This is a genomic window from Mesorhizobium sp. M5C.F.Ca.IN.020.29.1.1 (genome assembly GCF_003997375.1).
Lineage (GTDB): Bacteria > Pseudomonadota > Alphaproteobacteria > Rhizobiales > Rhizobiaceae > Mesorhizobium > Mesorhizobium wenxiniae.
The window spans coordinates 1-14,034 of sequence record NZ_RZSW01000108.1 but is presented as its reverse complement, the minus strand read 5'-3'; the positions used below and the strand labels follow the sequence as shown (position 1 = coordinate 14,034).

The following is a 14,034-nucleotide window of genomic DNA, read 5'->3' as shown; positions in this document are numbered from 1 at the left end:
ATTATAACAGAGGAAAACGCATAGGCGTCAAATTTTCTGTGATGATGTTACATTTCTTTGGGATATTATTCGCTTCTGATTGCTGTGCTGTAACAAGAATTGCTTCTCGGTGGCATGGCCAAAGGTTGCGGTTCTCTGGAAATCCGGCCAGAAGCATCAAAGGGCTGAACGACGACCGGACGGCTCGCAACCATAGGCTTGAAACCAAATACGGGAGACTATTGGGTGGCTCGCATCACATTGAGACAATTGCTCGACCATGCCGCCGAACACGGCTATGGCGTGCCTGCGTTCAACATGAACAATATGGAACAAGGGCTCGCCATCATGGAGGCCGCCGAGGAGACCAAATCGCCTGTTATTCTGCAGGCGAGCCGCGGCGCCCGCGCCTATGCCAACGACGTCGTGCTGGCCAAGCTGATCGACGCGCTGGTCGAGATCCATCCCGATATTCCAGTCTGCATGCATCTCGACCACGGCAACAATGAGGCCACCTGCGTGACCGCGATCCAGTATGGCTTCACCTCGGTGATGATGGACGGCTCGCTGAAAGAGGACGGCAAGACGCCGGCCGATTACGATTATAATTCGGGCATCACGGGCCGCGTCGTCGACATGGCGCATTGGGGCGGTGTTTCTGTCGAAGGCGAGATCGGCGTGCTCGGTTCGCTGGAGATGGGCGGCGGCGAACAGGAAGACGGCCATGGTGTCGAAGGCGCTGTCAGCCACGACCAGTTGCTGACCGATCCGGAACAGGCGGTGCAGTTCGTCAAGGACACACATGTCGACGCGCTGGCCGTCGCCATGGGCACCAGCCACGGCGCCTATAAATTCTCGCGCAAGCCCGACGGCGCTGTTCTGGCCATGAACGTGATCGAGGAAATCCATCGCCGCCTGCCCAACATGCACCTCGTCATGCACGGATCGTCCTCGGTGCCAGAAGAACTGCAGGAGATCATCAACAAATATGGCGGCCAGATGAAGCCGACATGGGGCGTGCCGGTCGAGGAGATCCAGCGCGGCATCAAGCACGGCGTGCGCAAGATCAACATCGACACCGACAACCGCATGGCGCTGACCGGCGCGATCCGCAAGGTGCTGACCGAGAACCCGAGCGAATTCGACCCGCGCAAGTATCTGACGCCGGCTATGGCCGCCATGAGGAAGCTGTGCAAGGAGCGCTTCGAGCAGTTCGGCACCGCCGGCAACGCTCCCAAGATCAAGCCGCTGCCGGTCTCGGAAATGGCCAAGCGCTACAAGTCGGGCAGTCTCGATCCGAAATTCGGCTGAGTTCGGCCGGCTTCATCTGACCGGGGCGGCCCGGTTAAACGGGCAGGGAGCCGTACCCTGCCCGTCTCGCGGCAGGAGTGCCGCCCTGCCGGTCTCGATGAACGGCGCCCAGTAGTCGACCGACTCGCGGATCATGGCGACGACCTGGTGATCGACCGGCTCGCGCTCGCGAAACGACAGTTCGAGGCAGATCTCGTTGTCGACGCCGCCGCCGCGGCGAACCGTCTCCAGGAATTTTTCCGGCGTGATGCGGCCGTCCTGGTTGTAGGCGGCGATGAACGGCCAATGACCGCCCTTGTTCATCGACGACTGCTTGACGTGGATGATCGGCGATACGTTGGGGAAGGCTTCGGCCCAGGCATAGGGGTCGATGTCGGCCGGGTTGCTCGACGTCACGTCGCCATGGTCAATGTCGACCATCATCTTCATCGGGATCGCCATGCCGGCTGCCTCGATCTCGTTGTGCAGTACCCGGCAGCTGTCGATTGTATGGCCGAATTCGCGCCCGACCGACATCGGCTCCCAGAAAAGATAGGTTAAACCGGCCGCTTTGGCGTGCTCGGCGACCTCGCGCCAGCATTCCAGCGCGACGTCGAACAGCCGCGCGCGGCGCTCGGGATCGTCGAAATCCCTGTGCGTGAAGATAGCGAACTGGGTCCCCAGACCGGTCGCGCCGAGCTCGGCCGAAATGTCGGCAAAGGTCTTGAACCAATCGACATAGTAGCGGCGCACATCGGCGTCCGGATGGCCGAAATGGTTGAGCCGCCCATAAGGGCCGGTCATCCCCGACGTCACGCGCACGCCGGTGCGGTCGAGCGCGTTGCGGTACAGGCGGATGAATTTCGAGATCGTCGCCGCCGGCCAGCCGGGATTGACGAATTCATGCGTGAGCTGCACGTCCCGGAGGCCGATGTCGTAAGCGATCGCATCGATCAGATCGTCCGGTTCGGCGAAACGATTGACCAGCGGATTGGTGTTGAGAGAAAGCGTAAAGGCCATCAGCTTGCTTTCACCAGCCGGCTCGCGCACCAGTCCTCGAAGGCGGCTCTTTCTGCGGCGGACAGATGCAGCCCATGCTTGGTGCGCCGTTCGAGAATGTCGGCACCGGTCAGCGCCCATTCATATTCGAACAAATAATTGGCTTCGCGTTCGAAAAAATCCTTGCCGAAGCACCGCCCCAGATCGGCGACTGACCTGGCCGCACCGACCAGAACGCGCGTCCTGGTGCCGTAGAGCCGGCCATAATGCTTGACCAGCGATGCCGGCATCCAGGGATATTCGCGGCCGAGATCGCCGAGAAACTGCTCGAAGTCGGCATTAGCGATATCGCCACCCGGCAGATAGCCTTTCGATGTCCATGGCGTGCCCATTTTCGGAAAGAACGGGGCGATCCTATCCAGCGCGTGCTCGGCCAATTTGCGGAAGGTGGTGATCTTGCCGCCGAAGACGGACAGCAACGGCGCCTGCCCGGCCGATGCGTCGAGCTCGAAAATATAATCGCGCGTTACCGCGCTGGGGTTGTCGGCGTTGTCGTCATAGAGCGGCCGGACGCCGGAAAACGAGTAGATGACATCGTCGCGGGCAAGTTCGCGCTTGAAGTAGCGGTTGACGATTTTGATCAGGTAGTCGATCTCGCTGCTATCAGCCTTCACATCTTCCGGCCGCCCGTCATAGGGGATGTCGGTGGTACCGATCAGCGCCAGATCGTTCTGGTAAGGGTTGATGAAGATCACGCGCTTGTCGCTGTTCTGGACGAGATAGGCCTGCCGCCCCTCCCAGAATTTCGGCACGACGATGTGGCTGCCCTTGACCAGGCGCACATTTCGTTTGGAGTTCTGGCCGGCCACGCGGTTGATGATGTCGTTGACCCAGGGACCGGCGGCGTTGATCAGCGCCCGTGCCCGAACCGTTGTCGTCACGCCGGTTCGGCTGTCGCGCATCTCGACCGACCACAGGCCGTTTTCACGGCGGGCGGCGGTGCAGGCGGTCCGGGCAAGGATCTTGGCTCCGCGCTCCGCGGCATCGAGCGCATTGATGATGACGAGACGGGCATCGTCGACCCAGCAATCGGAATATTCGAAACCGCGCTTGAACACATCCTTGATCGGCGCGCCTTCGGGCGCGGTGCGCAGGTTGAGCGTGCGGGTGGCCGGCAGCCGCTTGCGGCCGCCGAGATGATCGTAGAGGAACAGGCCGAGCCGGACCAGCCATGCCGGCCGGTCGTCAGGGCTGTGCGGCAGCACGAAGCGCATCGGCCAGATAATGTGCGGAGCGGATTCAAGCAGCACTTCGCGCTCGATCAGCGCCTCGCGCACCAGCCGGAATTCGTAATATTCAAGATAGCGCAGGCCGCCATGGACGAGCTTTCCCGATCGCGAACTGGTGCCTTCGGCCAGATCGTCCTTCTCGCACAGAATGACGGACAAGCCGCGGCCGGCTGCGTCGCGCGCGATGCCGGCGCCGTTGACACCGCCGCCGATAACGAAGAGGTCGACGATTTCAGTGGCGCCGCTCATCTCGCCGGGTCCTCGGTGCCTGGATTGTGTTTCATGGCTGCCGCGACCTTCAGCATGGATTGACCGGTGGGAGCCCGGCGATGAAGCGGCGCACCTCTTCGGCCGCCTGCTCGGCCGCATAGGTCACCGTGCGCACCGATGCGCCGGCGATATGCGGCGTCAGCGTGACGTTCGGAAGCTGCAGCAGCGGCCAGTCCGCAGGCACCGGCTCGACCGCGAACGTCTCCAGCATCGCGCTGCCGATATGGCCTGAGACGAGCGCATCGTAAAGCGCGTTGTAGTCGACCAGCGGCCCGCGCGCCGTGTTGACGAAGATCACCCCAGGCTTCATTCGGGCGATGGTGTCCTTGTTGATCAGTCTGCGGGTCTCCTCAGTCACCCGGGGATGAAGCGTGACCACATCGGAGCGGGACAGGAGATCGTCGAGCGCGACCAGTTCGACGCCGCCATTGCGGTCTTCGGCGCTCAGTTGCACGTAGGGATCGGTGACCAGGATGCGGCAGCCGAACGCGCGCAGCAGGCGGACAACCTTGGTGCCGATATTGCCGTAGCCGATAACGCCGACGGTCATTTCGTTGAGCTCGCGGCCGGTGCGGTCGGCCCGGTAGAGATCGCCGCGCCATTCCCCTTTGCGCAAGGCTTCGTGCCCGACCCGGATCAGCCGCGTCTCGGCAAGGATGGCACCGATGGTGAATTCGGCCACCGCACTTGCATTGCGGCCGGGCACATTGACGACGGTGACGCCGTGGGCCTTGGCGGCAGCCATGTCGATGTTGATCGGGCCGCCGCGCGATACCGCAACCAGTTTGAGTGTGGGCAGGCGCTGCATCATGGTCTCGGAGAGCGGCGCAAGCTGGGTGACGAATATCTCGGCGTCGCCGATGAAATCGACCACCTCGTCCGGATCGCCAAAATACTCCTTGACCTTGTCGAGGCCGAGCGCCGCATTGCCGAACTCCATCGGCTCGTCGGGCCACGCTGTCTCAAGGGTACGAATGTCGAGATTGTCGCCGCAGGCCTTCTCGATTTTCTCGCGAAACACCTCGGGAAGCATGAAGCGGTCGCCAATGATTGCAATCTTCTTACGCATGCTCGACTTCTCAGTTTGCCCTGGATGCGGCCATCGACCGCCAGACCGGCCGCAGCGCCTCATGCGCCAATGTGTAGGACGGAGCCACCCGCTCATAGATCGCGGCAAGTTTTCGGTCGCGCGGTTCCGCCGCGCCAAGCAGCGGCGTGACCCATTCGCCTACGCATTCGTCCATCGACCTGTATTGGCCGACGCAAACCGCAGCGATCATCGCGGCGCCCGCCGCACCGGCTTCCTCGCGTTGGCTGGTGCGAATGTCGGCGCCGACGACAGCGCCCAGGATCTTGCGCAGAGCCGGGCTCCTGGCCGCACCGCCTGTCAGCCGGATCTCGCTCGGCAGCGGCCCCATGGCGGCGTAGCAATCGCGCGACGCAAATGCCAACCCCTCGAAAACGGCGCGGACCATGTCGGCATAACCGTGCCGCGACGAAATGCCGACGAAACCGGCCCTGGCATTGGCATCGACGAACGGCCCCCGCTCGCCGGCCTCCGACACGTAGGGCTGATAGAGCAGCGAGGCCGGCTCGGAGACGGATATCCACTGATCGACCAGCGCGATCATCTCGCCATTGGTGCGCGTAATGCCTTGCGAGGCGAGAATGCCGGAGGCGAGGCTAAGGACCCAATCGATGTTGAGTGTCGCCGCCATGTTCGACTGCATCTGCGCAAAGACGCCGGGCGTCGGCATCGTCATCGTGTAGCCGGTCGCCGCCTCGTTGAGCAGCACCTCGTCCGGCGTCTGCGCAAGCCGCATATGCATGCCGGTGGAGCCGATGATGGAGCAGCCGGGCTTGCGCTCGCGGTCGAGCAGGCCGGCGCCGAGCGCGGTGCAGGCCACGTCGACATAGGCCAGCACCACCGGCGTACCGGAAAGCAGCCCGGTCCCTTCGGCAGCCGTCGCCGAGAGACCGGCGCTATGCCTGGTGCCGTCGACGATCGGCGGCAGCAGATGCCTGAGATCAGCGACGCCGAGCACCTCAAGCACATCGTCGCAATAGCCACGAGTGCGGAAGTCGCCAAAGGTGAAGGTCCCCTCCGACGGATCGGTGGCGCGTTCCCCGGTCAGGTTGAAATAGAGCCAGTCCTTGCAATGGAATGCCGTCGCCGCCTTGCCAAGCATGTCAGGCGCGTTGCGCTTCATGAAGGCAAGCTGCGGCCCCTGCTGACAGGCGGCCAGCCCGCTGCCGGTCTTTTCGAAACGGAGCCGGTCATCGGGCCGCGCGCGGATCTCCTCGACGATCGCGGCAGCGCGCGCGTCGAGCCACAGCCAGCCCTTCGCGACCGGCTCACCCTCCTTGTCGATCAGCCAGGTGCCATCGCCCTGCCCGGTCACGGCGATGGCAATGGTGCGGCTGGCAAGGTCCGGCACCTTGTCGGCAAGCTGGCGCAAGGTGGTCGCGGTATCGGCCCAGGTGCGCGCCAGATCTTGCTCGGCGCCGCCGCCCGGCAAGGTCTCATACCGGTTCGGCAACGCAGTGGCCGCGAGCTGCCGGCCCGCCGTGTCGAAGGCGACGGACTTGATGACAGACGTGCCGGCGTCGATGCCGATCAGCACATCCCGCATCAGGCAAGCTCCATGCCGTGCGAAATGGCCATGCCGCTGGACTGATCGAAGACGTGCAGATTTTTCGGATCGATGCTGATATTGATCGGCGCGCCAAGCTCCAGCCGGGTCCGATCATGTTCGACCAGAACGAGCGAACCGCCGGCGAAATCCGCCGCGATATGCGTCTGGTCGCCGAGCCACTGGTTGGCCGAAACCGTTGCCGGCACGCCGTCCTTCGAGCGGCGAACCGCGTAGGGCCTTATGCCGATGACGACCCGCTGCCGTTTGAGCAATTCGTCGCGAACCGAGCCGCTGAACGCGTCCTTCTCATAGTCGAGCGAAAGTCCGTCGGGCAGCCGCAGATTGATCTTGTCGGCAGCCGTGCCGACATAGGCCTCGAAGACATTCATCGGCGGCTCGCCGACGAAGGTGCCGGTGAACAGGTTGGCCGGCCGCTGCTTGAGCATGTCGGGCGTGTCGAATTGCTGCAGCACGCCGCCTTCCATGACCGCGATCCGGTCGGCAAGCGCATTGGCCTCGGTCTGGTCGTGGGTGACGAGGATCGCGGTCAAGCCGCGCTCCTTGATGAAGTGCTTGATGCGGCCGCGCAGCACGGCGCGAAGTTGCGGTTCGAGCTGCCCCATCGGTTCGTCCAGCAGATGAAGATCCGCCTCGCGGATCAGCGCCCGGCCGAGGCTGGCGCGCTGCTGCTGGCCGCCGGAGATGGAGCTTGGATAGCGCTCCAGAATGTCCTCGATCTCGAGCAGCTTGGCGATGCTGGCAACCTTCGCATCGACGTCGCTTTTCCGCAGTTTGGCCGCCTTCAGCGCAAACGCCATGTTCTCGCGCACGGTCAGCGGCGGATAGAGCGAATAGCCCTCGAACGCCATCGCCACATTGCGCTTGACCGGAGGCAGCGTGTGCACCTTGCGGCCGGCAACCGAGATGGTGCCGCGCGAGACCTCCTCGAAACCGGCGATCATGCGCAATGTCGAGGTCTTGCCGCAGCCGGACGAGCCGAGCAATGCGACGATCTCGCCCCTGCCGATTTCCATCGTCAGGTTCTGGACGGCGTGCACGCCCCTGTCGATCGGACCGTAGAACTTGTCGACGCCGGAAATGGTGAGTGCGCTCGGGATCATGCCGCTTCTCCGCTGCGCAAATTGACGACGTTCCTGGCGCCGATTCTGTCGCCGCTCGCCTGATCGAACAGCAGGGCGCTTTTGCCGTCGACGGCAATATGAGCCCTGCCCTCGGTCTGACCCGGTGTTCCGGCTGGCCGGGAGACCAGGATTTCACGGCCGCGCACGGTGCGCACCAGCGTGACGATCTTTTCATTGAGCGGCGTCTCCGCCTCAACCGTCACCGGAATGGCAGCGGGCGTTCCTTCGTCGACGAAGCTCAGGGCTTCGGGCCGTAAGCCGATCACGCAGTCGCGGCCGACCATCGCGTCATAGGCACCCGTCAGATGAACCTGGACGTTCGACAGGCCGACATAGATGCCCTTGGCATCGCGCGACGGCTTGACGTCGAGCAGGTTGATGGTCGGGTCGCCAAACAGCCGCGCGATCTCGATGTTCGCCGGCTCACGATAGATCTGCTCGGGTGTGCCGAGCTGCTTGATGACGCCTTGCGACATCACCGCGATGCGATCGCCGAGCGCCATGGCTTCTTTGTAGTCCTGGGTGACGTAGACGACGGTTGCGCCACGGTCGGCCAGCAGCCTCGGCAATTCGAGCCGCATTTCGAAGCGCAGTTTGGCATCGACGTTGCGCAAGGGGTCGTCGAGCAGGAGAACCGGCGGCGAGCCCACCAGAGCGCGGGCGAGCGCGGTACGCTGCTTCTGGCCGTTGGACAGCGCCCTTGGCCTGTGGCTGAGCACATGGCCGATCTTGAGCAGCTTGGCGACGCTCTCGACGCCCGCCTTCATCACACTTTGCGACGAACGCTTGGCCTGAAGCGGCGTGGCGATGTTGTCGAACGCGGTCATATGGGGAAACAGTGCGAAATTCTGGAACGCCATGCCGACGCCGCGGAACTCGGCGTCAAGATCGGTCATGTCCTCGCCGCCGATGAAGATCTTTCCCTCGTCGGGGTCGATAACACCGGCGACCAGCCGCAGCAGCACCGTCTTGCCGGCGCCGGACGGTCCGAACAGGACCAGGGTTTCGCCGTCGGCGACGGTCAGCGAAAGATTGTCGAGGACAGTCTGGCTCTTGTAGCGCTTGACGACGTTTCGCAGTTCGAGGCTGGCCATGAGAACTATCCCTTTACCGCGCCAAGCGACAGGCCTTCGACGAGATAGCGCTGCGCATAGAGGGCAAGCGCCAGCGTCGGCGTGATCGAAAGCACGATCGCCGCCGAGATCTGGCCATACTGGATGCCGGAGGAGGTGATGAAGGCCAGCGCACCGACTGTCACCGGCTGCTTGTCGGCCGAGGCGAGCACGAGCGCGAAGACGAAATTGTTCCAGGCGAAGATGAATGCGAGCAGGCCGGCAGCCGCAATGCCCGGGCCGGCGAGCGGCAGCGCGATCTTGCGGAAGGTGGCGAACCAGGAATGGCCAGCGATGCGATAGGCATATTCGATGTCGGCCGGGATGTCCTCGAAATAGCCGCGCACGATCCATAGGATCAGCGGCAGGCAGATCAGCTGATACACCCAGATCAGCCCGACATAGGTGTTGGCCAGTCCAAGCTTCTGGAAATAGAGGGTGAGCGGCAGGAGCACCAGCAGCGCGGGCGCGAACCGGAACGACAGCAGCGTAAAGGCAATGTCTTCCGAGCCGCGAAACTTATGCCGTGCAAAGGCGTAGGCCGCCGGAACGCCGAGCAGCAGCGCGACGGCGACCGAGGTGACCGACAGGAACACCGAATTCCAGAGGTTGCGCATGAAGGCGATATCGAGCGTGCCGGCCGCCGTCGTCAGCTTTCCGGTGATCAGCGCGGTGTAGTTGGCCAGCGTCGGCTTGAAGACAAGCTGTGGCGGAATCCGCAAGATGGTTTCGTTGGTCTGGAACGACATCATTAGGATCCAGACGATCGGGAACATGAAGAAGATCACGACCAGTGTTAGCGCTATGCCGCGCAGGATGCGTTCGAGAAGCGAGGTGTGTTCCATCTCAGCCTCCTATGCCTGGCCGCGGGCGCGTTCGCGCAGCCGCAGCCAATTCTTGATGAAGATATTCGAGAGGAAGTAGGTGATTGCCCACAGGATGATCATCAGCGCTGCCGAGCGGCCGACATTGGTCGACTGGAAGAAGTTGAGATAGGCCTCGACCTGGAAGACGGTCAGCGTGTCGCCCGGACCGCCCTGGGTCATGGCATAGATGATGTCGAACTGCTGGATGGAATCAAGCAGACGGAACAGCGTCGCCGTCAGGATGTAGGGCATCAGCATCGGCAAGGTAATGCGGAAGAACACGAAACTCCTCGGCACGCCGTCAAGTGCTGCCGCCTCGAAGGGCTGCGTCGGCAGGCTGCGCAGGCCGGCAAGCAGCAGGATCATGATGAAGGGCGTGTAGACCCAGATGTCGACAAGGACCACGGTGAAAAGCGCGGTCGACGGCGACGAGGCCCAGCGGAAATCGTGCAGTCCGATCAGGCTGGCGAGATAGCTCAGCACGCCGAAGCCGGGATTGGTCATCAGCTTCCACATCAGCGCGGCAAGCGCCGGCGCCGTCATCAGCGGCATCAGCAGCATGATCGAGATGAAGTTGTTCAACGTCGAGCGCTTCTGCAGGAGCATGGCGATGCCGAGACCGAGAAGCAGTTCGAGCAGGACGGTGATACCGGCATAGAGCAGCGATATCTCCAGCGTGTTCCAGAACTTCGGGTCGGTGAAAAAAGAGATGTAATTGTCGCCCCAGTTGAACTGACGCGCCCAGGGCTGGCTCAGCCGGTAGCGCTGGAACGAATAGACGACCGATGTGAAGAACGGGATCAGGATACCGATGCAGACGAGCAAGGCCGGCAGGCTGAGCACATAAGGCAGCACTCTCTTGCTGATCCTGAAGCCGGAAGGCTTGTTTCTTTGCATGGTCGCCGCAGTCATCGTGCTGTTCCATCATCTCTGTTGCTTCGCCCTGCCGACCGCCCAGGGAGCTAGGCGGCCGGTTGGGCGAGTGGCGGCACCGCCAGTGTTTGAGCATCGGATTTTCCCAAAACCGGTTTCCACTTTTGGGTCCGATGCTCCAGGCGCCGCTTCGCAGTGGAATGGCCGGCTGGCCCGCAAAAAGCGGGCCAGCCGTTCGCCAGGACTTAGCCGAGCCCGGCTTCCTTGAGCTGGCCATCGATGCTGGTGGCCAACATGTCGATGCCTTCGTCGACGGGCACTTCCTTGGCCACCATCTTCTGCAGCGTCGCCGCCCATTCGGTGGTGAGATCGAAGAACAGCGGCTGCGGTGTGAACTTGATGCTGGCGCCGGGCGCCGAGACGTCGAACATCTCGACATAACCCGGGTAGCTCTTGTTCAGCTTCTCGCGGAACATCTCGTCGTTCCAGACCGACTGACGGACCGGATTGACGAAGTCCATCTTGGTCGCGCCGAACAGTGCATGCTCGGGCCCGGATGCCCATTGCATGAAGTACCAGGTGGCGTCCTTATCCTTCGAGAAATTGGACATCGACAGCGACCAGATCCAGATGTTGGGCGTCGGCGCCTTGGCGGCGGGATTGGCCTTGAAGGCGGAGAAGGCGAGCTTGCCTGCCATCTTGTTGTCGCCGCCATTCATGAAGTAGCCGAGGATGTCGGCGTCGAAAATCATCGCCGAGGCGCCGGCGCCAAGATCGGTGCCGACCTGATACCAGGTATAGGTCGACCAGTCCTTGGGGCCGCTCTCCTGGATCATCTGGACCCACTGCTTGTGGAAGGCCTTGGATTCGGCGGTGTTCATCGCGGCCGACAATTTGCCGTCGGCCGAGACATTCAGGTCCTTTTGGTCAAAGTTGGCATAAGCCGAGAGGAAGCCGGGATGGATCGTCGCCCAGGAGCGCGAGCCGCGCACGCCGATGCCGTAGACGCCACTACCGACATCCTTGGTAAGCTTGGCCGCCGTAGCGACCATCTCGTCCATATTGCCGGGAACGCCGACGCCGACCTTGTCAAACATACCCTTGTTGTAGGTGATGTTGTTCTGTTCGAAACCCCACGGAATGCACCACTGCTTGGCGTCATCGGAGCCGAGCACTCCGCCGGGCTGGCCGTTCCAGGCGCAGGACTTCCTGACACCGGGCAAGAAGTCGTCCCAGACATAGTTCACGTTGGTCTTGGTCGGATCTTTGATCCACTCGTTGAGGTCGGTGATCCAGCCGGCCGGGCCGTAGGTCCAGGTCATGTAGGCGCCGGTCATGAAGGCATCGTATTCAGGCGAGCTGGCCGACAGCGCAGCGGTGACCTTGTCGAAATAGACGTCTTCCGGGAAGACGTCGTAGACGACCTCCATGCCGGTCAACTTCTTGAAGTTTTCAAGGTTGGCGATCATCGCATCGGCGTAAGGATGCTTGTTTAGCAAGAGCTTGATGGTCTTGCCCTTGTGCGCCTGCCAGTCGAAATCCGCCGCCAGTGCGCGGGTCTGCCCCAGATTGAGCAGCGTGCCGGCAGTGCCGGCGGCAAGGCCCATTGCGCCGAGGCCTTTGATCAGCCCACGACGATCGACTTGTCCGCGCAGGAACGCGTCGATCAGGTCTTTTTCTTTCTCATGCATTTGTCTTCTCCTCCACAGGGTAGTTTCAATCGAATGGCTGCCGGCTACCCGACCGACTTCTGCTCCACGAGTGATCGCGCCGTCCGCTCATCGGTGACCAAGCCCTTGAGATAGCGGCCCTCCAACACCGATTTGATGGCACGAACCTTCACCTTGCCGCCGGCGACGGCGACAATCCTGCGATTGCTGATGTCTTCGCGCGCCAGCGCCAGCGCCCGGTTGGAAAGGGTCGTCTCGACCGCCTTTCCAGCATCGTCGAAGAAATGGCCGAGCAGTTCGCCGACGCCGCCATTGCGGCGAATCTCTTCCATTTCGCCCTTTTCGATCATGCCGGTCGCGACCAGCGACGCCTCGCGCTCGGCGGTGCCGATGCCGGCAATGAGCAGGTCGGCGGCCTTGCCAAGATCGAAGACCTCACTGATGCCTTTCTGCCCGAGCAGCACGGTTCGATCCTCGACCGTGTTGGCGAACATCGGCACCGGCATCACATAGGCTTCCGCGCCGGTCCGTTCGGCCAGGCGGTGAATGACGTCGTGCGGATTGGCCGAGAATTTGCGTGTCAGGCCGCCAAGCAGTGAGACGAAGCGGGTCTTTTCGGCAGATATGCGCGGCAGATACTCCACGCAGGCGGCCAGCGTGCGGCCGTGACCGACGCCGATCAGCGTATCCTCGCCGCGCTCGATCTCACGCTTGAGAAATTGCGCGCCGGCAATGCCAAGCGCCTTGAGCGGCAGTTCTTCGCCATCGAAGTCAGGAACGACTTCGCAATAGTCGAGGCCGTAGCGGCTGGACAAATCGTCTTCAAGCGCGACGCATTCCGACACTTCGCCGTCGATATAGACTTTGACCAACCCCTCCTGATTGGCCTTGGTGATGAGGCGATGCGCCTTGAGGCTGGTCAGGCCAAGCCGCTTGGCGACCTCCGACTGGGTCAAGCCACCAGCATAATGAAGCCAGGCGGCACGCGTCGCCATACTGGTTTCATCGTCGCGCAGGAGGCCGTTTCCAAAACCAACCATTTCCGCCCTGAGATATTTTTATCAGCTGGTGCAAAATTTTTCACAAGGCGTTGCAGGAGTCAAGCACCGCACCGTTCAAATCGCACAAAAAGGCGCCAAAAAGATTCAGCCCGCTGGAGCGCGATCGTGCAGGCGCCCGTTGGAGTGTCGGGCCTGTCGACCTGAAGGGCAAAGGCTGAACGGCTCGCTCCAGCGAACCAGTTGCATGGGTTGCTAAGACTTGCTCCCGTCCACTGAGCGCACAACTGGGCTGGCCGACGCCAAACGCCGTTTTGCTGAAAATCCTCTGCCTGCCGAAATGGCGGTGGACCGCGCTTGCGGATCAGGTGGATTCGGCCGCAAAGGATAAGATCGAGAAGTATCGATCTTCGCTTCACGAGAGCTACAATAATTCTTCACAAACGGCTATCTATCCTGGCGACAGGCGTTTGGTTCGAGTCACGAGGGGCGCGGCTTGGAATTCGATTTGAAGACCATCGAGGCGCTTGCCCCCGATCAGGCGTCGCTGGGCGCCGCCTCCAAGCTAACCAAACGATCGAGCTGGCCGCGGCTGGAAAAGAATGAGCAGCAGGCGCTCATCTGGGGTGAATGCCAGGGCTCCGGCTCCAATCCTTATCGGGTGGTGATCGACACAGGCGACCACGGCTACAAATGCACCTGCCCCTCGCGAAAATTCCCGTGCAAGCACACGCTGGCCCTGATGTGGATTGCCGCCACTGCGCCAGCCAGTTTTGCAGCCGCCGAATCGATACCGGAATGGGTGAATGACTGGCTCAGCCGGCGCAGGAAGACGACGCCACCGCCAGGGCAATCGACATCCGGCGCGGCAGCCAAGAGCATCGATGAAGCCGCACGGACGGACCAGAGC

General features: G+C 62.2%; 12 protein-coding genes. 2 read left to right on the top strand and 10 right to left on the bottom strand.

Annotated elements, in window-relative coordinates:
• Positions 1 to 225: 225 nt before the first annotated feature.
• The gene (gene fba / locus EOA85_RS11700) at positions 226 to 1,290 is read left to right on the top strand and encodes a class II fructose-bisphosphate aldolase (RefSeq protein ID WP_029355262.1); all 1,065 of its coding nucleotides are present in this window, start codon (positions 226 to 228) and stop codon (positions 1,288 to 1,290) included.
• 12 nt (positions 1,291 to 1,302) lie between these two features.
• Here the strand turns inward: fba and EOA85_RS11695 are convergent, their stop codons facing one another.
• From EOA85_RS11695 to EOA85_RS11650, 10 genes are all read right to left on the bottom strand, one after another.
• Complete coding sequence (locus tag EOA85_RS11695) at positions 1,303 to 2,289, bottom strand: TIM barrel protein (protein WP_127209517.1); 987 nt, start codon at positions 2,287 to 2,289, stop codon at positions 1,303 to 1,305.
• On the bottom strand, positions 2,289 to 3,806 hold the full coding sequence (locus EOA85_RS11690; protein WP_127209516.1) for a glycerol-3-phosphate dehydrogenase: 1,518 nt from the start codon (positions 3,804 to 3,806) through the stop codon (positions 2,289 to 2,291). Before EOA85_RS11690 ends, EOA85_RS11695 begins: the two co-directional genes overlap by 1 nt.
• Positions 3,807 to 3,855: 49 nt before the next feature.
• A complete protein-coding gene (locus EOA85_RS11685) occupies positions 3,856 to 4,896 on the bottom strand; it encodes a 2-hydroxyacid dehydrogenase (protein ID WP_065008366.1) in 1,041 nt (346 codons plus the stop codon).
• Between the two features lie 10 nt (positions 4,897 to 4,906).
• Positions 4,907 to 6,460 (bottom strand): FGGY-family carbohydrate kinase, encoded by a 1,554-nt coding sequence (locus EOA85_RS11680; protein WP_127209515.1) that lies wholly within the window; start codon positions 6,458 to 6,460, stop codon positions 4,907 to 4,909.
• On the bottom strand, positions 6,460 to 7,584 hold the full coding sequence (locus tag EOA85_RS11675) for an ABC transporter ATP-binding protein (protein ID WP_127209514.1): 1,125 nt from the start codon (positions 7,582 to 7,584) through the stop codon (positions 6,460 to 6,462). Before EOA85_RS11675 ends, EOA85_RS11680 begins: the two co-directional genes overlap by 1 nt.
• On the bottom strand, positions 7,581 to 8,699 hold the full coding sequence (locus tag EOA85_RS11670) for an ABC transporter ATP-binding protein (protein WP_127209513.1): 1,119 nt from the start codon (positions 8,697 to 8,699) through the stop codon (positions 7,581 to 7,583). Before EOA85_RS11670 ends, EOA85_RS11675 begins: the two co-directional genes overlap by 4 nt.
• 5 nt (positions 8,700 to 8,704) lie before the next feature.
• Complete coding sequence (locus tag EOA85_RS11665) at positions 8,705 to 9,562, bottom strand: carbohydrate ABC transporter permease (RefSeq protein WP_127209512.1); 858 nt, start codon at positions 9,560 to 9,562, stop codon at positions 8,705 to 8,707.
• Between the two features lie 9 nt (positions 9,563 to 9,571).
• Positions 9,572 to 10,495, bottom strand: a complete 924-nt coding sequence (locus tag EOA85_RS11660) for a sugar ABC transporter permease (RefSeq protein ID WP_029355248.1) — start codon at positions 10,493 to 10,495, stop codon at positions 9,572 to 9,574.
• Positions 10,496 to 10,701: 206 nt separating this feature from the next.
• Complete coding sequence (locus EOA85_RS11655; protein WP_127209511.1) at positions 10,702 to 12,147, bottom strand: extracellular solute-binding protein; 1,446 nt, start codon at positions 12,145 to 12,147, stop codon at positions 10,702 to 10,704.
• A gap of 44 nt (positions 12,148 to 12,191) precedes the next feature.
• Positions 12,192 to 13,166 carry a sugar-binding transcriptional regulator gene (locus tag EOA85_RS11650; protein ID WP_127209510.1) on the bottom strand — a complete coding sequence of 325 codons (975 nt, stop codon included), beginning with the start codon at positions 13,164 to 13,166 and terminating at the stop codon, positions 12,192 to 12,194.
• 454 nt (positions 13,167 to 13,620) lie between these two features.
• Here EOA85_RS11650 and EOA85_RS11645 point away from each other — a divergent pair.
• The coding region (locus tag EOA85_RS11645; protein WP_164759609.1) for an SWIM zinc finger family protein at positions 13,621 to 14,034 on the top strand (414 nt) is incomplete at its 3' end.

Excerpts from the sequence above, each read along its gene's own strand:
- EOA85_RS11695 (WP_127209517.1), bottom strand. The coding sequence starts at position 2,289 with ATGGCCTTTACGCTTTCTCTCAACACCAATCCGCTGGTCAATCGTTTC.
- EOA85_RS11665 (WP_127209512.1), bottom strand. The coding sequence starts at position 9,562 with ATGGAACACACCTCGCTTCTCGAACGCATCCTGCGCGGCATAGCGCTA.
- EOA85_RS11650 (WP_127209510.1), bottom strand. The coding sequence starts at position 13,166 with ATGGTTGGTTTTGGAAACGGCCTCCTGCGCGACGATGAAACCAGTATG.
- EOA85_RS11690 (WP_127209516.1), bottom strand. The coding sequence starts at position 3,806 with ATGAGCGGCGCCACTGAAATCGTCGACCTCTTCGTTATCGGCGGCGGT.
- EOA85_RS11675 (WP_127209514.1), bottom strand. The coding sequence starts at position 7,584 with ATGATCCCGAGCGCACTCACCATTTCCGGCGTCGACAAGTTCTACGGT.
- EOA85_RS11685 (WP_065008366.1), bottom strand. The coding sequence starts at position 4,896 with ATGCGTAAGAAGATTGCAATCATTGGCGACCGCTTCATGCTTCCCGAG.
- EOA85_RS11655 (WP_127209511.1), bottom strand. The coding sequence starts at position 12,147 with ATGCATGAGAAAGAAAAAGACCTGATCGACGCGTTCCTGCGCGGACAA.
- EOA85_RS11670 (WP_127209513.1), bottom strand. The coding sequence starts at position 8,699 with ATGGCCAGCCTCGAACTGCGAAACGTCGTCAAGCGCTACAAGAGCCAG.
- EOA85_RS11680 (WP_127209515.1), bottom strand. The coding sequence starts at position 6,460 with ATGCGGGATGTGCTGATCGGCATCGACGCCGGCACGTCTGTCATCAAG.
- EOA85_RS11660 (WP_029355248.1), bottom strand. The coding sequence starts at position 10,495 with ATGACTGCGGCGACCATGCAAAGAAACAAGCCTTCCGGCTTCAGGATC.